15 protein-coding genes are annotated in these 24,740 nt (G+C 49.7%); 14 read left to right on the forward strand and 1 reads right to left on the reverse strand.

The features are described from left to right. Positions 1 to 31 precede the first annotated feature (31 nt). The 13 genes from DXC57_RS12455 to DXC57_RS12515 all read left to right on the forward strand — a co-directional run bounded on the left by DXC57_RS12455 (position 32) and on the right by DXC57_RS12515 (position 22,564). On the forward strand, positions 32 to 2,140 hold the full coding sequence (locus tag DXC57_RS12455; protein ID WP_118652891.1) for a L,D-transpeptidase family protein: 2,109 nt from the start codon (positions 32 to 34) through the stop codon (positions 2,138 to 2,140). 174 nt (positions 2,141 to 2,314) lie between these two features. Next, a complete protein-coding gene (rpsO, locus tag DXC57_RS12460; RefSeq protein WP_022358577.1) occupies positions 2,315 to 2,581 on the forward strand; it encodes a 30S ribosomal protein S15 in 267 nt (88 codons plus the stop codon). 216 nt (positions 2,582 to 2,797) lie between these two features. Continuing rightward, complete coding sequence (locus tag DXC57_RS12465; RefSeq protein WP_118652893.1) at positions 2,798 to 4,897, forward strand: polyribonucleotide nucleotidyltransferase; 2,100 nt, start codon at positions 2,798 to 2,800, stop codon at positions 4,895 to 4,897. A 165-nt stretch (positions 4,898 to 5,062) separates the two neighbouring features. Continuing rightward, a complete protein-coding gene (locus DXC57_RS12470; protein WP_118652895.1) occupies positions 5,063 to 5,734 on the forward strand; it encodes an ABC transporter ATP-binding protein in 672 nt (223 codons plus the stop codon). A gap of 65 nt (positions 5,735 to 5,799) precedes the next feature. Beyond that, the gene (locus tag DXC57_RS12475; RefSeq protein ID WP_118652897.1) at positions 5,800 to 7,614 is read left to right on the forward strand and encodes a zinc ribbon domain-containing protein; all 1,815 of its coding nucleotides are present in this window, start codon (positions 5,800 to 5,802) and stop codon (positions 7,612 to 7,614) included. A gap of 10 nt (positions 7,615 to 7,624) precedes the next feature. Then, on the forward strand, positions 7,625 to 8,818 hold the full coding sequence (locus DXC57_RS12480) for an ABC transporter permease (RefSeq protein WP_118652899.1): 1,194 nt from the start codon (positions 7,625 to 7,627) through the stop codon (positions 8,816 to 8,818). 3 nt (positions 8,819 to 8,821) lie between these two features. Beyond that, the gene (locus DXC57_RS12485; protein WP_118652901.1) at positions 8,822 to 9,931 is read left to right on the forward strand and encodes a hypothetical protein; all 1,110 of its coding nucleotides are present in this window, start codon (positions 8,822 to 8,824) and stop codon (positions 9,929 to 9,931) included. Between the two features lie 371 nt (positions 9,932 to 10,302). Then, positions 10,303 to 11,658, forward strand: a complete 1,356-nt coding sequence (mgtE, locus tag DXC57_RS12490; protein ID WP_118467208.1) for a magnesium transporter — start codon at positions 10,303 to 10,305, stop codon at positions 11,656 to 11,658. A 162-nt stretch (positions 11,659 to 11,820) separates the two neighbouring features. Beyond that, the gene (gltX, locus tag DXC57_RS12495; protein WP_118629521.1) at positions 11,821 to 13,278 is read left to right on the forward strand and encodes a glutamate--tRNA ligase; all 1,458 of its coding nucleotides are present in this window, start codon (positions 11,821 to 11,823) and stop codon (positions 13,276 to 13,278) included. 281 nt (positions 13,279 to 13,559) lie between these two features. Next, complete coding sequence (locus tag DXC57_RS12500; protein ID WP_118652903.1) at positions 13,560 to 15,401, forward strand: ATP-dependent helicase; 1,842 nt, start codon at positions 13,560 to 13,562, stop codon at positions 15,399 to 15,401. Positions 15,402 to 15,932: 531 nt separating this feature from the next. Beyond that, positions 15,933 to 19,247, forward strand: a complete 3,315-nt coding sequence (locus tag DXC57_RS12505) for a YDG domain-containing protein (RefSeq protein ID WP_147354099.1) — start codon at positions 15,933 to 15,935, stop codon at positions 19,245 to 19,247. 315 nt (positions 19,248 to 19,562) lie between these two features. Then, positions 19,563 to 20,858: a 2-hydroxyacyl-CoA dehydratase family protein gene (locus DXC57_RS12510; protein ID WP_243101478.1), complete on the forward strand. Its 1,296-nt coding sequence runs from the start codon at positions 19,563 to 19,565 to the stop codon at positions 20,856 to 20,858. Further along, positions 20,855 to 22,564 (forward strand): acyl-CoA dehydratase activase, encoded by a 1,710-nt coding sequence (locus tag DXC57_RS12515; protein ID WP_118471956.1) that lies wholly within the window; start codon positions 20,855 to 20,857, stop codon positions 22,562 to 22,564. The genes DXC57_RS12510 and DXC57_RS12515 overlap by 4 nt, the downstream gene beginning before the upstream one ends. 10 nt (positions 22,565 to 22,574) lie before the next feature. On the opposite strand, the gene DXC57_RS12520 is transcribed toward DXC57_RS12515, so the two are convergent. Next, positions 22,575 to 23,450, reverse strand: coding sequence for a MerR family transcriptional regulator (locus DXC57_RS12520; RefSeq protein WP_118652909.1), 876 nt, complete (start codon positions 23,448 to 23,450; stop codon positions 22,575 to 22,577). A gap of 113 nt (positions 23,451 to 23,563) precedes the next feature. Here DXC57_RS12520 and DXC57_RS12525 point away from each other — a divergent pair, with 113 nt between their 5' ends. Continuing rightward, on the forward strand, positions 23,564 to 24,739 hold the full coding sequence (locus DXC57_RS12525; RefSeq protein ID WP_118652911.1) for an aminotransferase class I/II-fold pyridoxal phosphate-dependent enzyme: 1,176 nt from the start codon (positions 23,564 to 23,566) through the stop codon (positions 24,737 to 24,739). Position 24,740: the final 1 nt, after the last annotated feature.

Consider the following 24,740-nt stretch of genomic DNA (forward strand, 5'->3'; position numbering starts at 1 on the left):
CGTATTGGATTTTTAAAGGGAGAATAGGACGATGACAGATAGAAACGGGAATTTGAATGAAAATTCACGTTCCGGCAGCCGCGAAGATGGGCGGGAGCCGGTGAGACGAAATACGGCGATGAACAGCCGGGAGATTATGCTGGAAGATGAAGATTATCTGGATGAGCCGGATGAGGGCTATTTGGATGATGATTATTTCGACCGGGATATGGAAGAACGGATCCTGAGGGAAGCGGAGCTGGATATGGAAAACATACACCAGCCAGAGCGTCAGGATCAGAACCGGTGGGAAGAGCCGGAACGCCTGCCGGAGAAAGAGCCGGAGGAGACAGCCAGTCGAAAGCGCAGCCGCGCCCGTGGAAATCAGAACGCAGGCACAGGGCGGGAGGCAGCCCATGCGGCGCCGCAGCGGGGACAGGATTCCGGAAAGACGGCATCCTGGACGGAAACCACCCCGGAAAAGGCAGCTCTGAAAGCTGAGCATAGAAAAAACGGTAAAAAGGCGGCATGGATCGCTGCCTGCACGGCGGGCATTCTGCTCGTGGCAGCCGGAGGTGTCTATGCGGGAATGTCCCAGAAATATAAGACTCGTTTCTTTCCGAATACGCAGATCAACGGTGTTGACGCGTCCGGAAAGACAGCGGCAGAGGTGCAGGAACTGATTGCGGAAGGTGTGAATGGTTACACACTGACGATCGATGAGAGAAATAATCAGACAGAAACGATCGCCGGAACCGATATCAAGCTGCATGCGGAGTTTGACGGCAGCCTGGAAAAGATGGTAGCGGCGCAGAATCCGTTCGCATGGCTGTGGCATATGAAACAGGAAGAATATACGATCGGAACCATGGTGGCGTATGACGATGCGGCGCTGGAAAGCCAGATCCGGAATTTATCGTGTTTAGACCCGGGGAAAGTGGTAGAACCGGTCAATGCAAAGATTTCAGAGTATGTGTCCGGACAGGGATATTCGATTGAGCCCGAACAGGAAGGAACGGCAGTCGAGGCGGAGAAGCTGACACAGGCGGTAACGGGTGCGATCGAGAATCTGCAGGATCATTTATCGCTGGAGGAAGCAGATGTCTATAAGAAGCCGACGGTATTGAAAGACGATGCATCTCTGACAGAACAGCTGGATAAGATGAATAAATACGCGAAAATGAGCGTGACATACCAGTTTGGCGATTCGACGGAGACCTTAAATGGAGATCAGATTCATGGGTGGCTGATTGCCAATGCAGACGGAAGTGTTTCGGTAGATTCCTCCAAGGTGTCGGAGTACGTGTCTGAGATGGCGAAAGCACACAATACTTCAAACAAAGCGAAAACATTGAAAACATCGTATGGTTCCACGATTCAGGTAAGCGGCGGAACGTATGGCTGGAAGATCAACCAGGCGGCAGAGACGGAAGCGCTGGCAGCGATTATTGCCTCCGGCGAGAGTACGACGCGTGAGCCGGAGTATTCCCAGAAGGCGGCGAGCCATGGGGCAAATGACTACGGCGACACTTACGTGGAGATCAATCTGACCGGACAGCACCTTTTCTTCTATAAAGAAGGAAAGCTGGTGGTAGAGTCGGATTTCGTATCTGGAAACCTGGCGAAAGGCTGGGGAACCCCGGCAGGCTCGTATCCGCTGGCATATAAGCAGAAAAATGCGGTCCTGAAGGGTGAGAATTACCGGACGCCGGTTAATTACTGGATGCCGTTCAATAATGGTATCGGTATGCATGATGCGAAGTGGAGAAGCAGTTTTGGCGGTACGATTTACAAGACGGGCGGTTCCCACGGCTGTATCAATCTGCCGCCGAGTGTTGCAAAGACGATCTTTGACAATATTTCGGCAGGAACTCCGGTGATCTGTTACAATCTGCCTGGTACGGAGAAGAGTACGACGAGCGGTACGGCAAAACCGGCGGAGACGAAGCCGGCAGAGACCACGGCGCCAGCAGAAACACCAGCTCCGGCAGAGACGCAGGCGCCAGCACCGGCAGAAACACAGGCACCGGGTCCGGCACCGACCACAGCGCCGACGCAGGCGGAGACGAAAGCGCCGGAGACTGCGGCACCGACCCAGGCAGGACCGGGAGGTCCTTCGGGGGATAATGGTGGAAATATTGCAGTGGGACCAGGAGCATAGGAAGAAACGGGAATAAAAATCGAGAAAAATCGAGAAAAAACCTGCATAAAATGATTTACACCGAAAACATATTGTGTTATACTAAATACGTATGAGTACGCCGGTGCTCAGTTTTTTGACGACTCCGACATAAACTTAGCATACGGTAAGAATAATTTTAAGGAGGAAATCACAATGATTTCAAAGGAAAAGAAAGCAGCTATTATCGAACAGTACGGAAGAAAAGCAGGCGATACAGGTTCACCGGAGGTTCAGATCGCAATTCTGACCGCTAGAATCGCTGAGCTTACAGAGCATTTAAAATCCAATCAGAAGGATCATCATTCCCGCCGCGGACTTCTGAAGATGGTAGGACAGAGACGTGGTCTTCTGGATTACTTAAAGAAATCCGATCTGGAAGGATACCGTGCACTGATCGAGAAGTTAGGCATCAGAAAGTAATTAAGATTAAAACGTATAGGGTGGAGCAATCCACCCTAGTTGTTTATGTAGAAGAAAAGTCCGAGACCGCTGCTGTACCCGTAAAGCAGAAAAACATATTTGCGGGCAGAGCAGTAGTTTCGGTATTACTTTTCACAGAAAGGCACTTTTGGAACCGAAAGCGGCGTATGAGAATGTGAAGGTTCTTCTGCAAAACAAGATGAAAGGAGATATGAGATGTACAAGAGTTTTTCGATGGAACTGGCTGGCAGAACTTTAACAGTGGATGTTGGCCGTGTAGCAGCTCAGGCAAATGGTGCTGCATTTATGCATTATGGAGATACAACCGTATTATCAACCGCGACAGCTTCTGACAAGCCGCGTGACGGTATTGATTTCTTCCCGTTAAGCGTTGAGTTTGAGGAGAAGATGTATTCGGTCGGAAAGATTCCGGGCGGATTTAACAAGAGAGAGGGAAAGGCATCTGAGAACGCAGTTCTGACTGCACGTGTTATCGACCGTCCGATGCGTCCGCTGTTCCCGAAGGATTACCGCAACGATGTTACCTTAAATAACCTCGTATTATCCGTTGACCAGGACTGCAGCCCGGAGTATACCGCGATGTTAGGTTCTGCAATCGCAACCTGCATTTCCGATATCCCGTTTGATGGTCCGTGTGCGACCACCCAGATCGGCATGATCGACGGCGAGTTTATCGTAAACCCGACTAACGCACAGAAGAAAGTATCTGATATGGCTCTGACCGTTGCTTCCACCCGCGAGAAGGTTATCATGATCGAGGCTGGCGCAAAGGAAGTTCCGGAGAACATCATGATCGACGCGATCTTCAAGGCACACGAAGTAAACCAGGAGATCATCAAATTCATCGACACCATCGTAGCAGAGTGCGGCAAGCCGAAACATTCCTACGAGAGCTGTGCAGTTCCGGAAGAGCTGTTTGCAGCGATTCGTGAGCTGGTTCCGCAGGAAGAGATGGAAGAGGCTGTATTTACAGACGAGAAACAGAAGAGAGAAGAGAATATCCGCGCAATCACCGAGCGCCTGGAAGAGGCATTCGCTGATAACGAGGAGTGGCTGGCTGTTCTGGGTGAGGCTGTATATCAGTACCAGAAGAAGACTGTCCGCAAGATGATCCTCAAAGATCACAAGCGTCCGGATGGCCGCGGTATCACCGAGATCCGTCCGCTGGCAGCAGAGATCGACATTCTGCCGCGTGTACATGGTTCCGGTATGTTCACCCGTGGACAGACACAGATTTTAAATATCTGTACACTGGCTCCGCTGTCCGAGGCACAGAAGATCGACGGACTGGATGAGAACGAGACATCCAAGAGATATATGCACCATTACAACTTCCCGTCCTACTCCGTAGGCGAAACCAAACCGTCCAGAGGACCGGGACGCCGTGAGATCGGTCATGGTGCGTTGGCGGAGCGTGCGCTTGTGCCGGTACTTCCGTCTGCGGAAGAGTTCCCGTATGCAATCCGTACCGTATCTGAGACGATGGAATCCAATGGTTCTACCTCCCAGGCAAGTATCTGTGCATCCACTCTGTCCCTGATGGCAGCAGGTGTACCGATCAAAGCTCCGGTAGCTGGTATTTCCTGCGGTCTGGTAACAGGCGACACCGATGATGATTACATCGTTCTGACCGATATCCAGGGTCTGGAAGACTTCTTCGGCGATATGGACTTCAAGGTAGGCGGCACTCACAAGGGTATTACTTCCATCCAGATGGATATCAAGATCCACGGTCTGACCCGCCCGATCATCGAGGAGGCAATCGCTAAGACGAGAGAGGCAAGACTCTACATTCTGGATGAAGTTATGGCGCCGGTTATCTCCGAGCCGAGAAAGACCGTCAGCCAGTATGCTCCGAAGATCGTTCAGATCTCCATCGATCCGCAGAAGATCGGCGATGTAGTCGGCAAACAGGGCAAGGTAATCAACAAGATCATCGAGCAGACCGGCGTTAAGATCGATATCGAGGACGATGGCAGCGTAGCTGTATGCGGCACCGATCAGGCAATGATCGACAAGGCAGTTTCCATCATCAAGGGCATCGTGACCGACATCGAGCCGGGTCAGATTCTGACAGGTACCGTTGTCCGTATCATGAATTTTGGTGCATTCGTAGAGCTGGCTCCGAACAAGGATGGTATGGTTCATATTTCCAAGCTTTCGGACAAGCGCGTAGCGAAGGTAGAGGATGTTGTCAACATCGGCGATGAAGTTACTGTAAAGGTAATCGAGGTCGATAAGATGGGTCGTATCAACCTGAGCATGAAACCAGGCGATCTGGCTGAAAATAAATAATAAATAGATTGCAAATGCACACGATGTGCTGCAATCATCCATCATAAAATCAATGTGCCTGCATCACTGCGGCGCAGACCAGATAAAGTAAGGAATGCTGCAAGGCAGAGAAGCGGTTCGCTTCTGCTTTGCGGTGTTCCTTTTTACTTTACAAAGAGGAAAAATATGTTAGAGGTAACAGGGGTAGAAAAACGGTACCGCGGAAGGACGATCCTAAAAAATGTCTCTTTTCGGGCAAATCCAGGGGAATGCATCGGGATTGTCGGCGGAAATGGATGCGGCAAGACGACGCTGCTCTCGATCCTCGCGGGGATCCGCAAGCCGGATCGGGGGAGTATTCGGATTGACGGGCAGGAGGCACTTGGAAGACATCGTCTATTAGAAGAAAAAATCGCCTATGTGCCTCAGGAAAATCCATTGATCCCGGAGCTGACGGCATTTGATAATTACCGTCTCTGGTTCCGGGGGAAACGGCGGGAGATGGAGCGGGATCTGGAATGCGGCGTCGGTCATGTGCTGGGTGTGGACCGATTCTTGAAAACGCAGGCGGGACGGCTTTCAGGCGGAGAGAAAAAGAGGCTGAGCATCGCGGCGGCACTCTCCGGACGCGCGGATATCCTGATTCTCGATGAACCGGGGGCAGCGCTTGACCTGGAGGCAAAGGAGCAGATCCTGACTTATATCAGGAGCTATGTGAAAGCAGGGGGAACAGTTCTTTTAACGTCCCATGAGATGGGAGAGATAGGGGCGTGTACAACCCTTTATGTATTAAAGGACGGTGTGCTGGTTCCGACGGAGGCAGGGCTTTCGGCGCGGGAGCTGATACAGAGGTTTTAAGGTTACTGGGCACGTATGCGTGAACAGTAACGTTTTAAGAGTGAGAAAACAGGAGGAGGTACAAGATGGAAGAGGGAAATAATGCAAACAATACAAACAATGCAAACATGTCAAGCAATTCAACCCCGTTAAACCCGGCAGAGGCAGCGGCGCAGGCGCTTACGGCCGCATCTGACACAGCGGATGGAACCAGTGCAGGCGGATCCGCTGGTGCTGGCGGCGGAATCGGTGGAAATGCTGCAGGCGGCAGTGACGGTGGCAGAACGGGCGGAAATGGTTCTGGCAGGAAGAAATGGCTCATTTCAGCCGGAGCAGCCGCAGCGGTGGTCGTGGTCGGCGGCGGTGTGATGCTCAGCCATCAGGCAGACCCGAAGGACACAGTGATCGATGCGTTCAAGAGCATCACGGCGGAAGGGCAGTTAAATCCGTCTGAGGAGATCTTTGGGACGAAAGAGCTGGAAAAACTTTTACAGAAGGGGTCCGCGCAGACGGGGATGGAGTTAAGCATGACAGGTATTTCCGATGAATCCCTGAACCAGATGAGCGGTGCGGGCATCGGTCTGGATGTGAAGCGCGATGTGGACAGCGGACGGCAGCTGCTAAATCTTTCCTTGCAGTATGGCGGCGGAGAATTGGCGGACGCACAGCTTTACATGGATGATACGCAGATCATGGCGGCGATTCCGGCACTTTCCAGCCGTATGTTTACCCTTGACTATGTCAATGATCTGGAAGGACAGCTCATTAATTCTCCGTATGCGGCGCAGAAGCTCGAAGAGCAGGGGATTGATATTGAGGGGCTGGCAAATTATCTGGGACAGTACAAGGAAGCGCTTTCGGACGAGGAGCCGATGATGGATCTGAAAGCACTCTGGAACCGCTACAAAGAGGGAAGCAAGGCGATTGATGACCTCAAAACGGCTATGACCGTCACTAAGAATGACAAAAAAGAGTTTACGATCGACGGACAGAGCGAGAATTGCCGCGGTTACCATGTGACTCTGCCGAAGGATGCGCTGATTCGCTTTGCAAAGACGACGAGAGAATTTTTCCTGAATGATGAGACACTCAAACAGGATGTGGTGCGCTATCTGGAACTGGCAGGCGACGCAAGCAGCATCTATGCAGCGGACGGGGACGGAGAGAGCGTGGATCCGGAGGAACAGCAGAAGGAACTCTGGGCGCAGGCGGAAGCGGTGCTGGACAATCTGGTAGAGGAAATGGAAAATACCATCGGGGATGTGACGATGGATGTATATGTGAGAAAAGATGGCAAAATGGCTGGATTTTCCTATGAGACGGATGCAACGGTTGAGGAAGAAAATGTCCGTTTTTACGGCGATGTTTCCTTTGGCGGCGGTTACAACATGCTGTCGAATGTGAATGGGGCGTTAAATATTGAGGATTCGGACGGTCAGATTATCACGGTTTCCCTGGATAAAACAGGCGCTTACGAGGCTGGAAAGAGCTGGAGTGGTCAGGTAATTGCGACCCTGGAAGGCGACGAAGAGAAATACCAGTTTATCCTGGATGGCGACTATCAGATCGCGGACGGCAGCTATGAGGTAAAGCTGGATCTGCAGAGTAACGGTGCGTCTCAGGCGTCGTTCACGGCGAATGGCGCGGTCAGCGAGCTTTCGAAGGGCGAGAGCGTCCATATCGATATGGATTCCCTGCGCCTGGAAACTACATTGTTAAATGGAAGCAGTTCTTATGTTGAATTTGCCGGTTCCTATTATGTCAACCCGCTGGAGGATGAGATCGCGCAGCCGGACGGCGTTCCATTTGATGTGCTGGCTTCCTCCGAGGAGGATTATAACCAGGTCACAACGGAGATAACAGGCAACCTGTTCGCAATTCTCCTGAAAGTCATGTCATAGGCGGCGGAAAATGCGAACATATATGATATATCTGCTGCTGACCGGAAAGCGCCTGCTCCGCCAGCTGCCGTATTTTCTGGCAGGGCTGGCGGTGATGGTGCTGCTCGTCGGCATGGCGGCGTTTTCGGCGTCTAAGGTTTTATATGGGGAAACATCTTTAAAGAAAATCGAGGTGGGCGTGGTGCTTCCGGGGGACGATGCGCTTTCGGAAAAGATAACCAAAATGATTGCCTCGCTGGACAGCGTGGAAAGTCTCTGCGACTTTTCGTATCTGGAACACGATGAAGCGTTCCAAAAGATGAAAAGCGGGGAGCTTCAAGCGGTTTTCGAGGTGCCGTCCGGCATGGCGCGCGGCATTTTGGACGGTACGAACCAGCCAGCCACGATCTGGTTTCCGGATGAGAGCGGGCTGGAAGGCGCCGTTTTCCGGGAACTGGCAGAGTCGGGCAGTTCGATGCTTGGCACTTCGCAGGCGGCGATCTACGCGGCAAATGAATGTTTAAATATCCAGGGAGTGCCGGAACAGATTTCGGTGTCTGAACAGGATTTGAACCGTATCTTTTTAAAATATGCGATGAACCGCGAGGCACTTTTCCGGAAGAAAACGGTCAGCGCTGCAGGGAATGTATCGACGGCGGTCTTTTATGGAATTTCGGGGATTGTATTTCTGATGATTCTTACCGGAATCCCGGCAGCGCCGTTTCTGGCTCCCCAGACGGAGGCGCTGGAACAGGGGCTTCGGCGCATCGGGATCCGGCGGTGGTATCCGCTTTTCTGCAAATGCTTGTGCATGACGCTTCTTCTGATGGCAGTCACGGCGGGCGGCTATGGCTGGGCGGTGCAGAAGGGATATGCGCTGGCGGGGCGGGAAGAACTGGCGGCGTGGGGGCTGACCTGCACGGCAGTTTCGGCGTGGATTCTGCTGTTTTATGAGGTGTGCAGAAGTTCGGCAGCGGCGATTTTGACGTTGTTTGCGGTCAATGTGGTATTTCTCTTTCTGGCGGGCGGCATCATCCCGTCCGTCTTTCTGCCGGAACTGGTTCAGAAAGTCGGAAATATGACGGTGACGGCGCTCTGGATGGATGGAATCCGCTTTATTGCTTCGGGCGAGGAGACAGGGGCGGTTTCGGTGCTGTGGAAACTGGCAGCGGCTGCATTGGCATGCTTTGCACTGGCGCTTGCCGCCGGAAAAAGGAGGGATTGACGGATGCGGAAGCTGGCGTGGTGGTTCTGTATGTTTGGAATGACGCTGCGGCGGGCTCTTTACCGCCCGGTGTTCCTCCTGTTTCTTCTGATTTTTCCATTGGGAATGGGCGTGCTCCATCAGGTGGAAAAACGGGATTCCGGGCGGATCGCGGTGGCGCTCTGCCCGGGAACGGATGCGTGGAATCAGGCGCTTGCAGAAAGATTGGAATCGGAAGAGAGCCGTTCATTTTTCTTTTATCCATGCGGGACGGAGGAAGAGGCAAAGAAGGCGGTTATGACCGGACGGGCGGAGTGCGCCTACCTGTTTCCAGAGAGATTAAAAGAACGGCTGGACGAGGGGCATTATACCCGTGCGGTCCGCGTGCTGGTGTCGCCGTCCACGGTGGCAGAGAAAATTATATCAGAAAAGATATTTTCTGAACTGTTCGAGGTGTACGGGCGGGAACTGCTGGCGGACTATGGGAAAAATGGAGCGGCATTCCAGACGGTGATGGCGCGCTGCCAGACGACGGAGGCGCGGGAAAAGGCGTGCGGCGTGCTGATGGAACTCTATGAAAAATACCGCAGCAACGGAAGCACCTTTACCTTTGATTATCAGACCTTACAGGGAGGAACGGCACTGCAGACAGGGGCGATGAAGGTGGTCTTTCCAGTGCGCGGGCTGACGGCGGTTTTCCTTTTTATCATGGGGCTGGCGGCAGCTGTCATGGCGGGCGAGGATGCAGAGCGCGGGCTTTATGCGGCGGTCCGGAGCCGGGAGCGGTGGCTGCTGCAGACGGCGGAGATAGCGGCGTTTGTATTTTTAGCATCCATTTCGGCGTATGCGGCGCTTCTGGCGTCGGGAAATGGGGCAGAGCCGCTTTTAGAGGCGGGAAAGCTGCTTTTTTATCTCTTCTTCGTGACCATGTATGCCTTTGGATGCCTGGCAGTCTGCCGGAAGCCGGGATTTCTGGCGGCGCTGATTCCGGTGTTTATCCTTGCGAGCCTCCTGCTCTGCCCGATCTTTTTTGACGCTTCAGTCTTTTTGCCGGGAGCCGCGGGTGTGCGAAAGCTGCTGCCGCCGTGGTGGTATCTGAGCGGCATTTTCGGTTCCCAAAGTGTCTACCCGTGAACAATTACTTTTTAACAACGTTTTTTTGGATAACTTCGATAAAAAGATTGCTATTTTTTCATTCAATTATTATAATAAAAAGAGACATCCGGTATCGAGCATCAATCTGCCGGATGTTTTCATGCGAGAAAATCAGGAGAGGAGTGAACACAATGGAAAGCCGGAGTCATAAGGCGGAATCAGACGGCAGCTACCCAGAACCGAAGGCAGCGTACACATGCATTTGCAGGAATGACAGCTGCAAACAGCGGATTCCTTGTGTACACTGCCGCATCTGTGGATAAGTTTCCGGCATTCTGCCTGTGTGCAGGAGCAGGAAGGGAGCAGCCTGTCCGATTTCCAAAATGACAATATTTTGGAAGGAGACGGGAATGTTAGAAGAAGAGAAGAAAGAAGAGCTGCTGGCTCTGCTGTCCGGGAAGAAGTACCGGGAGCTGAAAAGCCAGCTGGTCGAGATGAATGAGGTGGATATTGCCTCATTTATCGAAGAATTGGATTCAGAAAAGACGGTCGTTGTATTCCGTATGTTGCCGAAAGAGCTGGCATCGGAGGTATTTGCCTGTCTGGAAGTCGAACAGCAGCAGCACATCATTACCAGTATTACGGATAATGAGCTGCGTGCCATCATTGACGACCTGTATGTCGATGATGCGGTCGATATGCTGGAGGAGCTGCCGGCGACGATCGTGCGGCGCGTACTTCAGAACTCCAGCCCGGATACGAGAAAACTGATCAACCAGTTCCTCAATTACCCGGAAAACAGCGCCGGAAGCGTCATGACGGCGGAGTACGTGGGACTCAAGAAAAATATGACGGTGGAGCAGGCATTTGATTATATCCGGAAATATGGCGTGGACAAGGAGACGATTTACACCTGCTACGTCATGGATGAAAAACGCCGCTTAGAGGGCGTTGTGACGGTCAAGGATCTTCTGATGAATGATTATGCGGCGCTCATGGGCGATATCATGGATCCGCATGTGATCAAGGCGTATACGACGGAAGACCAGGAAAAGGTTGTGGAGACGTTCAATGAGTACAACCTCTTGAGTTTACCGGTTGTGGACGGCGAAGACCGTCTGGTCGGCATCATCACGGTCGATGATGTCATGGATGTCATGGAGCAGGAGGCGACGGAGGACTTCGAGAAGATGGCGGCGATGCTGCCGAGTGAGAAGCCGTACCTGAAGACGGGCGTGTTCCAGCTCGCGAGAAACCGTATTCCGTGGCTGATGATCCTGATGTTGAGCAGTATGGTGACCGGCGGTATTTTGTTAAAATATGAGAATGCCTTTTCGGTAATTCCGCTTTTGGTTACGTTTATTCCGATGCTGATGGATACGGGCGGAAACTCCGGCAGCCAGGCGAGCACGATGATCATCCGTGGTATGGCGGTCGGCGAGGTAGAACCGGCGGATATTCTGAAGGTTATGTGGAAAGAAATCCGCGTGGGAATGCTCTGTGGACTTTCTCTGGCGCTTGTCAATTTCGTGCGCCTGATGATCCAGTATCCGGGGCAGGTACTCATCTGCCTGACGGTAGTTATCAGCCTGTTCTGCACGGTTATCATCGCGAAGACGATCGGATGTGTGCTTCCGATTGCGGCGAAGACGATCCATCTCGACCCGGCGATCATGGCGTCGCCGATGATCACGACGATCGTGGATGCGTGCAGCCTGATGATTTATTTCCAGCTGGCGTGCCATCTGCTGAATATGAAGGCGTGATATAAATTACCTGCCTGCTGGCCCATGTTTTCGTATGGTCAGCGCAGTAAATGCGCAGACTTACGGAACAGTTACTTTATTTTATAATTCCAATATTTTAATTATTTCTAGGAAAGGAAAAACTGTTTGGAACATAAGCTTCCAGACAGCCGTGTGAAAAGTATGACAAAGATCAGAACCAGATACGCACCGAGCCCGACAGGCAAAATGCATGTAGGAAACTTAAGAACTGCATTATACGCATACCTGATTGCAAAACATGAGGGCGGCGATTTTATCCTGCGAATCGAGGATACCGATCAGGAGCGTTTCGTTGAAGGCGCGACCGAGATCATTTACAATACGATGCGCGATACCGGACTGAAGCATGACGAAGGTCCGGACATCGGAGGTCCGGTTGGCCCGTATGTACAGAGCGACCGTCAGAAACAGGGCATCTACATGGAATATGCGAAGAAGCTGATCGATAAAGGCGAAGCTTATTACTGTTTCTGCGATCAGGAACGCTTAAACAGCTTAAAGAGAGAAGTAAACGGCGAAGAGATCATGACCTATGATAAGCACTGCCTGCACCTTTCCAAGGAAGAGGTAGAGGCAAACTTAAAGGCAGGAAAGCCGTTTGTCATCCGTCAGAACAACCCGACCGAGGGAAAGACTACCTTCCACGATGAGATTTACGGGGATATTTCCGTAGATAACTCCGAGCTGGACGATATGGTTTTAATCAAATCGGATGGATTCCCGACCTACAACTTCGCAAATGTGGTGGACGATCATTTACAGCAGATCACCCATGTAGTCCGCGGTAACGAGTACCTGTCTTCTTCACCGAAGTACAACCGTCTGTACGACGCATTCGGATGGGAGGTTCCGGTTTATGTGCACTGCCCGACCATCACGAACGAGGAGCACAAGAAGCTGAGCAAGCGAAGCGGTCATTCTTCCTATCAGGATCTGATCGATCAGGGCTTCATTTCCGAGGCAGTTGTCAACTTCGTTGCCCTGCTTGGCTGGTCACCGGAAAATAATCAGGAGATTTTCTCCTTAGACGAGCTGGTAAAAGAGTTCAACTACAAGAATATCAGCAAATCTCCGGCTGTTTTCGATATGGTAAAACTGAAATGGATGAACGGCGAGTACATCAAGGCGATGGATTTTGATAAGTTCTATGAGATGGCAGAGCCGTACATCAAGAAAGTAATCACCAAGGATCTGGATCTGAAGAAGATCGCGGCGATGGTTAAGACGAGAATCGAGATTTTCCCGGATATCGAGGGACACATCGATTTCTTTGAGACACTGCCGGAGTATGATCCGCAGATGTATGTTCACAAGAAGATGAAGACCAATCTGGAGACATCCTTAAAGGTATTAAAAGATGTTCTGCCGATTCTGGAAGCACAGGAAGATTACTCCAACGACGCCCTGTACGCGGCGCTGTCCGAGTATGTATCCAAAGAGGGCGTTAAGACCGGCTTTGTAATGTGGCCGATCCGTACCGCTGTATCCGGCAAGCAGATGACGCCGGCAGGCGCGACCGAGATCATGGAAGTGCTTGGCAAGGAAGAGTCGATCAGCCGTATCAAGAAGGGGATTGAACTTCTGGAGGCACAGCAGTAGGCTGTCGTAACCGTCGATGTTCGACTTGAAGCAAGTTTGGCTTCGCAGATTAAATCAGTAGGTAGTAAATAAATAACTGCTTTTTCATGTATCGTAGATGCATGAAAAGCAGTGAAAAGGTGCGCTTTGTGAGAAATACATTCCAAGGCGCACTTTTCTTACATTTGTACTTGACAGATTTGCTTCAGATGCGCGGCAGAAGGATGTCTTGCACGTCAAAATGCGAATTTCGAAGCAAATATGCCGAGATATTCTTGAATTGTGGAGTAAGGAAACAGGAAATGGCATTCAGTAAAGCACAGACACAGGCAATCATGCATAAAGATGGTCCCATGATGGTTCTGGCGGGACCGGGATCAGGGAAAACAACGGTGATCACCCATCGGGTCCAGTATCTGACGAAGGAGTACGGAATCGATCCGGGGGATATTCTTGTGATTACCTTTACCCGGGCAGCAGCCGAGGAGATGCGGGAGCGGTATGAAGCATTGACCGGCGGCGGATCCAGAGTCACCTTCGGTACTTTTCATTCGATCTTTTTTAGGATCTTAAAGCTGGCATACCGATATACCGCTGACAATATTGTCCGGGAAGAGCAGCAGATGCAGTTTGTCCGGGAGCTGGCTCAGGCCGGAGGTCTGGAGCCGGAGGATGAAAATGAGTTTGCAGCCTCCATTTTAAGTGAGATAAGCTCTGTCAAGGGAGAGAGGATTGCACTGGAACATTACTATTCCAAAAACTGTCCGGATGCAGTTTTCCGTCAGCTCTATGCAGGCTATGAAGAGAAAATGCGCCGGGCCGGACTCATCGATTTCGATGACATGATGGTGCTGTGTCTGGAACTTTTTACGGAAAGAAAAGATATCCTGTCTGCCTGGCAGAGGAGGTATCGGTACATCCTGATTGATGAGTTTCAGGACATCAACCGGCTTCAATATGAGATCGTGCGGATGTTAGCCAAGCCGGAAGATAATCTTTTTATCGTGGGCGATGATGATCAGTCGATTTACCGGTTTCGTGGGGCCAAACCGGAGATTATGCTGGGGTTTGAGCGGGATTATCCGGGGGCCGGACGGATTCTTCTGGATGTGAATTACCGCAGTACCGAGGAGATCGTGGCACCGGCATTGCGGCTGATCGGAGAAAACCAGAAACGTTTTTCAAAGGCCATCCATACAACGGGACGTCATGGGAAGAACGTGATCACGAAGCTCTGGCAGGATCCGGGGGAAGAAAATCTGGCCATTGCCAGGGAGATACAGCTGTATCTGCAGTCGGGAGTGCGGCCGGGGGATATCGCAGTTTTATACCGGACCAATGCTGGTCCTCGTTTTCTGATGGAAAAGCTGATGGAATACAATCTGCCGTTCCGGACACGGGACACGGTGCCGAACCTCTATGAACACTGGATTTCGCGAAATATCCTGACCTATATCCGGATCGCCATGGGAAGCCGGGCGCGGGAAGATATTTTGCAGGTCATCAACCGTCCGAAGCGTTATATCAGCCGGGATGCGATGCCGGATGAGACGGTTTCGTTCGAGAAGATGAAGGCATTCTATGCGGAGAAAGACTGGATTGCCGAGCGGATCGAGAGTCTGGAAGGCGATCTGCGGGCGATCGCCCGGATGTCACCTCTGGCAGCCGTCAATTATATCCGCCAGGGCATGGGATACGACGAATATCTGATCGAGTATGCGGCATTCCGGCGGATGCGGCCGGAGGAACTTTTAGAGACTGCCGATGAGTTAAAAGAAAGTGCGGCGGGTTTCAAGACCTTTGACGAGTGGTTTGCACACATCGACGCGTACAAGGAGGAACTGCTCCGGCAGGCGGTGCAGCGGCGGACGGAGACGGACGCGATCACGCTCGCGACGATGCACAGTGCCAAGGGGCTGGAATTTCCCATTGTCTATATTCTCGATGCCAATGAAGGCATCACACCGCACAGCCGCGCGATGCTGGACGAGGATATGGAGGAAGAACGACGTCTGTTCTATGTGGCAATGACGCGTGCAAAGACCCGGCTGCATGTGTATGCGGTGCGGGAGAGATACCATAAAAAGGCGGAAGTATCGCGGTTTGTGTGGGAGTATCTGGGGCGGGATGGAGATAGCAGGTAACGAAATTCACAATGAAAATCGGAAAATCATATAAATGACGGTATTAAACATATATTGTGTACGGTTTGTTGACATTTTTTGAAAATTGTTTAATAATAACATCAAGAGAATTAATCTTCATGGGCGTCAAAAGAGATGAAAGGTAAACAGAGAGGAGATGGGAGAATGAAAGGTATACGAAGGGCGGCAGCGATGTGTCTGACAATGACATTGGCAGTATCGACATTATTTGGAAATACAGCATGGGCGGATATGCCGCAGAAGACGGAGAAGAAAAAATGTGTCCATGTGCATTCCGAGGAGTGCTACGGCGAGCCGGATGAGGAAGCAACCTCGTCCCAGATAGGAGAAGAGCCGACGGAATGTACCCACGTCTGCACTGTAGAAAGCGGATGCATACGGAATACAGCCGCGTCTTCCGGTATGAACGAGGACGATTCTGAAACCGGGCCGGATGATGAAGAAACCAACGATCAGAAAGATTCTGCTGACAAAGAGGAGAATGCACCTTCCGTCAGTACACCATCGGATATGGAAGATACGACAGTTCCAGGCGGAACAGTGATACCGGCTGTGAAGTCCCAGATCTTCTCCTGGTCCTGGTATGATCCGGAAGAGAATCTGCTGGATGGCAAATTAGAGCTTAGCGGAGTTACCGAGGAAGCCCAGCCATCCTTCGAAGAAGTCACGGAGTACTTACCAGAGGCTATTATTGCCCAGGTCGGAGCGGAAAGCGAAGCTGGTAAAGAGGAAAAACTTTCGATCACTGGCTGGAGCTGTAACGAGTATGTGCAGGATGAAGAAGGCTGCTGGCCGCTGGAAGGCACCTATGAGTTTGCAGCAGAGCTGCCGGAGGCATATGAACTGGCGGAAGATGCAGACGCGCTGGTGGTGGAAGTGTCTGTGACGGGAGACCAGGCGGCGATGCCTGTAGTAAGTGGAACTCCTGTGCTAAATGTAAGTTTTAACTCAGTTGACTCTTCTAAAAGTCTTTACTATGATGGAAATAAATTTTCTAGTGTTAATGACGATGTAATAAATTTATTGAGGAATTGCGGTATAGAGGTTACTATTTTAGGAAATTATAAGTTTCAATTAAGAATGACGGATGCTTCCATACAGAACCTTGAGTTAAGCCGGGGAACATGGGAGATAGTATTAAATGGAAGCAATGAATTAGAGGGAAAAGGGAAAGATTTTTCAGGATGTGGCCTCAGGATTAATGACTATGCAAGCGCGACGATTAAGGCAGAACCAGAATCGGCTTCGTTGACAGTTAAGAATTCTCCAACGAAAAGAACAAGTAAGGATGCATCCAGCGCAATAGTGGTTGCAGGCAGCTTGACGATAGAGAGTGGAACGATAGAAGCAGCTGCCTATGCGGAACAAAATAGCGATCCAGTCTCAGGAGCTATTGTTGTGCAAAGCAAAGGAACTTTAAATATTAGAGGAGGCTCTGTTACTGCTGCGGGAACACACAAGAATGGTGTGTATGTCCTTAATAATTTTCAGATGACTGGTGGAAGTTTAAAGGTAACCGGAAGTGGAAAACCCGGAATTGAGAATGTGGGTAGTTTTGAACTTTCAGATGGAACAATTTCAACAAAATCTAATAGTGGTGGAATAGGATTTTTGCAGAGGGGTGGATCTGCAACGATCCGAGCCAAGGAACTGAATACCGATCGATTATACATTAATGGAAATAGTTCTTTCACTGTTGCAAGAGGCGGAAAGGTAACCTCTGGAAGTACGACAATTGATAGTGGCACACTTACCAATGAAGGAGAATTTGTTTCAAACGGTCCATTTGTAAAAAATGAAAAAGGAACATTTATCAATAAAGGCACAATCAGCGGAAGCGGAAGTCTGCCTGATGATGCAAAGCAGACACCGGATCCAATTACAGGTTATACAAAGAAAATTAGTATAGATTATAACAAAAATATGTCGATCAATGTTCAAAACCTTGCGGCTATTCAGAAACCGGTTAACGCCGGAAACCTGCAATATGAACTTGCTGAATATACAGGAAGTGATAAAGGAGAAGGAACGATTGACAAGGAATCGGGTCAGTTGAAGGTGGACAGGGCTGGTGTATTTAAAATCCAGGTGAATACACAGGAAAGTGGATTCTATAAAGCCGGAGAAAATCCGGTTTGTATAACATTGACTGTTAATAAAGCAAAGTTTCCTGATTCCTGGAACTTGAGCGTAACGGCTGCCAGCGGTGAATATAGGGGAGCCCAGGGATATCCAGCAGCTGACATTAGCGCAAGTAATATTCCTGGTGGTGCAAGATATGAATATCAGCTGAAGAGAACAAATGGTACCAATGATTTACAAGAAGATCAGTGGAAGTCGGAGTGTCCGAAGATTGTGAATGTAGCAGAGTCGGAGCAGTTTGTATTTGTAAGAGTGACAGTAGATAATTACGAGTCGAAGGTATTTTGCTCTGGCAACCCAACGAGTATTATCAAACGGAGGTTTGCAGATACAAAAGTAACACTCGAACCAGAGAACGTCATTTATAATGGTCAATCCTGGAGCCCGGAGATCAAAGTGGTTGAGAACTGGCAGGGAGCTTCCGAAGATGAAGTGGATAAGGCGGATTATATAATCCAAGATTGGACATATTGGACAGGAACTGATAATAGTAAAGTTACAGAGCGAAAAAATGCTGGAACATACACCGTTTCTCTGTTGGGACAGGGAAATTATACGAATGAATCGAATAAAGCTATACTTACAATCGACAAGTGTAAATTAAATGCGCGGATAACAGGAAATTCTTTCGATAAAGTCTATGATGGAACGACAGATATTACGGAGGAGCAGAATTTATCCGTTCAGCTTTACAGTGATTCCGGCACTCCTGATTCTCAGGATGTTCGTGCTGACCAGGTGAATTTGGCATATCAGAGTGCGGATGTTGGAGAGCACAATATTGAGGCGGCAAATATTACGTTAGCAGGTGACAATGCAAAGAATTATGAGCTGACAGAAAATAGCACATCTATCAAAGGCAATATCGTAGCACGTGATTTTGCATCCATGACTGTGTCGGCAGATTCGCTTACCTACAATGGTACCGAACAGAAACCGCAGATCCATGCATCTGTGGAAACCGGTCTTTCAAATGTGAGTCCGGATGCAGTGGTATTTACTTATTCTAAGAATGGAGTGGATTACCAGAGTGAGATCCCGGGCTTTACAGATGCGGGAACCTATCAGGTATATGTGAAAGCTTCGATGGCCAATTTCGATGATGCTGTAAAAACAGTCAATGTGACGGTTCAGCAAGCGCCTTCAAGCTCAGGCAGTCATTCAGGCGGCGGAAAAGACAGCGGTGGAAAAGACAGCGGTGGAAAGGGCAGCAGTGGAACAAGCAGCAGCGTAAGTTCCGGCACAGTAACCAAAGATAGCCAGAAAGGCTACCGCAGCGAGGAGCAGGGGGTTATCACCGGTGCATCGAATCAGGCAGTGAATGACGGTTACAGCCATTGGATAAAGGATGCCAGAGGCTGGTGGCTCCGCTACAGTGACGGCACCTGGCCTATGGGCAATACCGGTGCATTTCATTGGGAAAAAGTCAACGGCAGATGGTGGGCATTTGGCGCTGAGGGATATCTGAGTACCGGCTGGATCTATGACACCCTGTACCAGGGATGGTTCTATATGGACGAAAACCAGGGTATGCTTACAGGATGGCAGTTCATCAATGGAAAATGGTATTATCTGAATTCGAATCAAGACGGCAGTGCCGGCATCATGTATTCAAAACGCCGGACACCGGACGGCTGGTACGTGAAAGAAGACGGCAGCTGGGATGAAGAAGCGGGAAGATAATAGGTAAAAGAGTTATTTAAAGCGGTTGATCGGGAGGTCAGCCGCTTTTTTGACCACATTTTGGCTTTAAAAATTGAAAAACGGTCACCAGAATTTGTGGGAAATGATAGGTGGTTGTTTGCTCAGTTTTTTGGAATATAGATGATTTTGTCACAGGCGTAAAGTTCTTCTCCCCCTCTGTTTCGCGTTTCATATCCGATATATTTACAATTCCCATCCAACTGACTATAATAAAGAATGCCCGTTTGCCTGCAAAGGCGCGGTACCATATCCATCTGCATCAGGGCGATATGACAGAAAAATGAACTTAAAAGAATGGAAGAAAGAACAATGGATGTAATTGGAAAATTTGGAAATAGGGTGAGCAGCCAGGCGCTTAAGGATCCGGAAAAAGCGCGTCGGCTGCTTCTTGCGGGATACCGCCTGCAGGAAAAAAAGCTTCAGTTTTTGCCGGATCGGGGGCTGCCGTCGTCGGGACAGTATGTGGCGCGGGTGGTTATGAAAAATATCATTCAGTCGCTGTCGGAACCGGAGAATGCGGCGATGGTCAGCATATTTGTGCCGGGAGAGCTGGTGATGGCGGCAGGGCTGACGCCGTACTCAGTGGAGGCGATGTCCTGTTTTATGGCGGGAACGAAGTGTGAGCAGACGTTTCTTCGGAAAACGGAGGAAGAAGGATTTCCGGAGACGATGTGTTCGTACCACAGGGTGTTTCTGGGGGCGGCGCTGACGGGGATTCTGCCAAAACCGAACTGCATGATTTATACGAACCTTGCGTGTGATGGAAATATGATGACGTTTCCTTATTTAAAGGATAAATTTGAATGTCCAGGCTTTTATATTGATGTTCCGTATGAGAAAAACCGGGAATCGGTTCTGTATGTGGCGGATCAGCTGCGGAAATTGAAACGGTTTCTGGAGGAGACGACGGGCAGACGGATTTCGGAGGAAACAGTGCGGAGTGCGGTAGATAACAGCCGGAAAGCGGCAGCGAATTATAAAAAACAGCTTGCCCTGCGGTGTGCGCATGACCCGGTGACCTCTCTGACAAATGAATTGTATGCGCTTTTTATGTGCCATCTGATGGCTGGCTCAGAGACGGCGGTTACCTATACGGAAAAACTTCTGCGCGATGTGCGGATGTCACCGAGGGGAGATGGTCTTTCGGTAATCTGGATGCACATCATGCCATTTTTACAGGAGCCGGTTAAGGATATTTTTAATTATAGTAAGAAAATGCACATCCGCGCTTGTGATTTCATCGCAGATGGTTTTCAGGAGATGCATGCGGAAGACCCGTATGAGGCGATGGCAGAGAAAATGGTCTACTGCATTTACAATGGCAGTGTGAAACAGAGAGTTGAGGAAGCGGAACGGCTTGCCAGAATCACGGAAGCGGATGGTGCTGTTTTATTTGCCCACTGGGGCTGTAAGGGAACGATCGGTGCATCCAGCCTGATTAAGCAGTCCTTAGAAAAGACAGGACTTCCGACGATGATTCTCGACGGTGACGGCTGCAACCCTGCCAATACCAGCGACGGTCAGGTATCGACGCGGCTTCAGGCGTTTGTGGAAATGCTGGAAAAGGGCAAGGAGGAGAAACACGCATGATTTATTACGTCTGTAAGTATACCCCGATCGAGCTGTTCCGGGGGTTTGGAGAAGAATGTTCTGTTTTGGAGGAAATGCCGGAAAATTTCGAACAGTCGGATCAGATTGCACATGCAAATCTGTGCGGCTTTGGAAAATCGGTCATTCAGGCAGTGCTGGAAGGAAAGGTTGAACAGCTGGTGCTGGTAAACTGCTGCGATTCGATGCGACGCGTTTACGATATCGTGGAGAGCACGGGAAAATGTAAGTTTTTATATATGCTGGATCTGCCGCATGATGATAATGAATGTGAAAAAGTGAAATTTGCGGGCACGATCCGGAGGCTTAAAAAGGCATATGAGGCATATTCCGGGAAAGTGTTTGATAAACGCGCTTTTATCAAGTCCTTTATTACGCCGGAAATGAACACGGAGCCGTACATTGGTGTGCTGGGCGTGCGGGTCAGCGGCATTCTGGAGGATATGATCCGGGACAATATCCAGATGGATGTGGAAAATCTGACCTGTACGGGTGGGCGGAAACTGTCGGTCGTACAGGATGAAATGTGGAATATGGAGGAAGAGGAGCTGTTTCTTTCTTACGCGGACGTGCTGCTGGGACAGATGCCGTGTTTCCGCATGAACCGTTCGATCCGCAGAAACCGTCTGTATCTGGATCCGAATTTAAAGGGAATTATTTATCACACGATCAAGTTCTGTGATTATTATGGATTTGAGTATGCGAGTATCAAGCGGGATATCAAGGTTCCGCTCCTTAAGATTGAGACTGATTTTACGAGCCAGAGCGCGGGGCAGCTTTTGACGCGCATTCAGGCATTTGAGGAGACGATCGAGGGATCAGAGGATATGGATCCGGGAAAAGGTATCAGTGAGGAGGCAAGAAAGAAGATGGAGTCGGGCATTTTTTATGTAGCGGGAATCGACAGCGGTTCGACAAGTACGGATGTGGTCATACTGGATCAGGATGGAAAAATTAAATCGACGATGATTATTCCGACCGGCGGCGGTGCGATGATGAGCGCCGAGAAGAGTCTGGATCTGGCGATTGAGAAAGCGGGAATTAAGAAAGAGGAGATCGTGCGGATCGATACGACCGGATATGGACGATCCTATATTGACAGCGGGGATGACAGCATCACGGAGATTACCTGCCATGCCAAGGGCGCAAATTATCTGAATCCGAATGTCCGCACTATCATCGACATTGGCGGACAGGATATCAAGGCGATCAGCATCGACGGGCAGGGAGCCGTGAAAAATTTCCTGATGAATGACAAATGTGCCGCCGGAACGGGACGTTTTCTGGAAATGATGGCGAAAACGCTGGGACTTTCCCTGGAGGAAATGAGTGTGAAAGGGCTGGAATGGAAGCATAATATCGTGATTTCCAGCATGTGTACGGTGTTTGCAGAGTCGGAGGTCGTGTCGCTGGTGGCACAGAATAAGGATGTGGCAGATATTATCCACGGTTTAAATGTGTCAGTTGCCTCAAAAGTCGGCGCGTTGGCAGCCCGCCTTGGAAAGGATCATCCAGGCGAATATATGATGACCGGCGGTGTAGCGAAGAACCAGGGTATCATCCAGGCATTGGAAGAGAAGCTTGGTGCTAAACTTTATATCTGTGATGAGGCGCAGCTCTGCGGTGCGCTGGGAGCGGCGCTATTTGCTTATGAGAAATGTAAAGGCAGCGCGGAGGAAACGCGATGAAGCGGCAGGGTTAAAACACTTGTATCGATATTTTCGTCAGATATTCACTGGGAGAGGCTGTGGCCAATTCGTCGATCACAGCCTCTTTATAAGAGTATTTGCCGGTTTTAAACTTGTGTTCATCGATCCAATCAAAGAGTTTTTCGTAGGTGGCTTTCGAGTCATAGTAATTTCCCATTAAGTAAGCAACTGCATAGGTTCCGGCCGGTTTTAAGTGATAGGGGTAATTTTTCGGTTTTGTTATAACTTTTGTGAAAAAATAAGCATAGGTATCCAGATGATTTTTTCGTAAATCTGCCACATCAAGCATGGCACCATAAGGATGACCGGCATTTAGAGCGTGGGCATTGCAGTAACCGATGTGGCGGCAAAGAGCCTGGATGATTTTCTGATGGTCATCTGTATGAATCGGATCGCTGAGAATCAGATATTCTTCCGGTGTCGTCTCGAGAAAAATACGACCATTTTTATTTTCTGTATGGAAGAATAATTCATCTTTTGTGTATTCTGCCTGTTTCTGATTCAGTGATTCCTGGAGTGATACCAGAGATAATTTTGTTTCAACCACTTCTTTAATTTTGCGGAGGTGTTCTTCCTCCTTCTTAATCTTTTCACGTTGTTTCAAAAGAAGTGCTTTTAATGACTCCGGATTGCGCCGGTCTAAAAAAGCACCGATTTCTTTTAAAGGCATCCCAAGTTCTTTTAAACAGGTGATGGTAAAAAACACATCAAATTGGCTTTCACTGTAATACCGATAGCCTTTTTCATCAATATAGGCGGGTTTAAAGAGCCCGATTTCATCATAATGAATCAGTGTGCGCTTGTTTGTGTTGCATAATTTTGCAAAATCGCCGGTTCGTATGCACGCATTTTTGAGTTTTTGCATAAATATTCATTTCCTTCTTGACTATACCGTAACGTTATACCATATTATATATTTGTTTTTAAAAGAAAGCAACCAAATAGAACATATATAACGAAAAAGGAGCGGTAAATAGTATGCCAAAGTTAAGTGACCGTGTTAATACATTTACGGATTCTGTAATCCGACGTATGACAAGAATTAGTGATGAGTATGGAGCGATTAATTTATCCCAGGGATTTCCAGACTTTGATCCGCCGAAGGCAATTCTGGACAGATTAGCAGAGGTGGCCTATGAGGGACCTCACCAGTATTCCATTACATTTGGTGCAGAGAATTTCCGTGAGGCCCTTGCTAAGAAACAGGGAAAGGCCATCGGACGCGAGATCAATCCGGAGACGGAGATTGTGGTTACCTGCGGCGGAACCGAGGCGATGATGAGTGCGATGATGACCATCTGCAATCCGGGCGACAAGGTAATGGTATTTTCCCCATTTTATGAAAATTACGGGGCAGACGCGATTCTGTCCGGAGCAGAGCCGATCTATATTCCGCTGGTGCCGCCGACGTATGAGTTTGATATCAATTTGGTAGAAGAGGGCTTTAAGGCAGGGGCGAAAGCGATCATCGTCTGCAACCCGTCCAACCCGTGCGGAAAGGTATTTACCAGAGAAGAGCTGACCCGGATCGGGGAGCTGGCAGTCAAATATGATGGATTCGTTGTGACGGATGAGGTTTATGAGCACATGGTATATGCGCCGAACGAGCATGTCTGCATGGCGTCCCTTCCGGGTATGTACGAGCACACGATTACCTGTAATTCCCTTTCTAAGACATACTCAATCACTGGCTGGAGACTGGGCTATCTGATCGGACCGGAGGAAGTGATCGAGGGAGCGAAAAAGGTACATGATTTCCTGACCGTCGGAGCAGCCGCACCGCTGCAGGAGGCTGCCGTGGTGGGGCTGGAATTTCCAGAATCCTATTACAGAGACCTGCTGGCGCTCTATACAAAGAAGAGGGAGCATTTCTTAAAAGGTCTGGATGCGATCGGTCTGAAGCACAATGTGCCGCAGGGAACGTATTTTGTCATGATCGATATCCGGGAGTTCCTGGATCTGCCCCAGTTTGCCGGATATACCGATTTGGAGTTCTGCGAGTGGATGATCAAAAATATCGGCGTGGCAGCCGTTCCGGGTTCCAGCTTTTTCCGGGAAAATGTAAACAATCTGATCCGTCTGCATTTTGCACGGGAGGAGAAGACGATCGACGAGGCACTGGCACGTTTGAAGAAATTAAAGGAGTTGCTGTAAG

This window comes from Clostridium sp. TF06-15AC (genome assembly GCF_003481165.1).
GTDB classification, from domain to species: Bacteria; Bacillota; Clostridia; order Lachnospirales; family Lachnospiraceae; genus Otoolea; species Otoolea fessa.

Coding starts and splice junctions, on each gene's coding strand:
- DXC57_RS12455 (WP_118652891.1), top strand. CDS start 32: ATGACAGATAGAAACGGGAATTTGAATGAAAATTCACGTTCCGGCAGC.
- rpsO (WP_022358577.1), top strand. CDS start 2,315: ATGATTTCAAAGGAAAAGAAAGCAGCTATTATCGAACAGTACGGAAGA.
- DXC57_RS12465 (WP_118652893.1), top strand. CDS start 2,798: ATGTACAAGAGTTTTTCGATGGAACTGGCTGGCAGAACTTTAACAGTG.
- DXC57_RS12470 (WP_118652895.1), top strand. CDS start 5,063: ATGTTAGAGGTAACAGGGGTAGAAAAACGGTACCGCGGAAGGACGATC.
- DXC57_RS12475 (WP_118652897.1), top strand. CDS start 5,800: ATGGAAGAGGGAAATAATGCAAACAATACAAACAATGCAAACATGTCA.
- DXC57_RS12480 (WP_118652899.1), top strand. CDS start 7,625: ATGCGAACATATATGATATATCTGCTGCTGACCGGAAAGCGCCTGCTC.
- DXC57_RS12485 (WP_118652901.1), top strand. CDS start 8,822: ATGCGGAAGCTGGCGTGGTGGTTCTGTATGTTTGGAATGACGCTGCGG.
- mgtE (WP_118467208.1), top strand. CDS start 10,303: ATGTTAGAAGAAGAGAAGAAAGAAGAGCTGCTGGCTCTGCTGTCCGGG.
- gltX (WP_118629521.1), top strand. CDS start 11,821: ATGACAAAGATCAGAACCAGATACGCACCGAGCCCGACAGGCAAAATG.
- DXC57_RS12500 (WP_118652903.1), top strand. CDS start 13,560: ATGGCATTCAGTAAAGCACAGACACAGGCAATCATGCATAAAGATGGT.
- DXC57_RS12505 (WP_147354099.1), top strand. CDS start 15,933: ATGGAAGATACGACAGTTCCAGGCGGAACAGTGATACCGGCTGTGAAG.
- DXC57_RS12510 (WP_243101478.1), top strand. CDS start 19,563: ATGGAAGAAAGAACAATGGATGTAATTGGAAAATTTGGAAATAGGGTG.
- DXC57_RS12515 (WP_118471956.1), top strand. CDS start 20,855: ATGATTTATTACGTCTGTAAGTATACCCCGATCGAGCTGTTCCGGGGG.
- DXC57_RS12520 (WP_118652909.1), bottom strand. CDS start 23,450: ATGCAAAAACTCAAAAATGCGTGCATACGAACCGGCGATTTTGCAAAA.
- DXC57_RS12525 (WP_118652911.1), top strand. CDS start 23,564: ATGCCAAAGTTAAGTGACCGTGTTAATACATTTACGGATTCTGTAATC.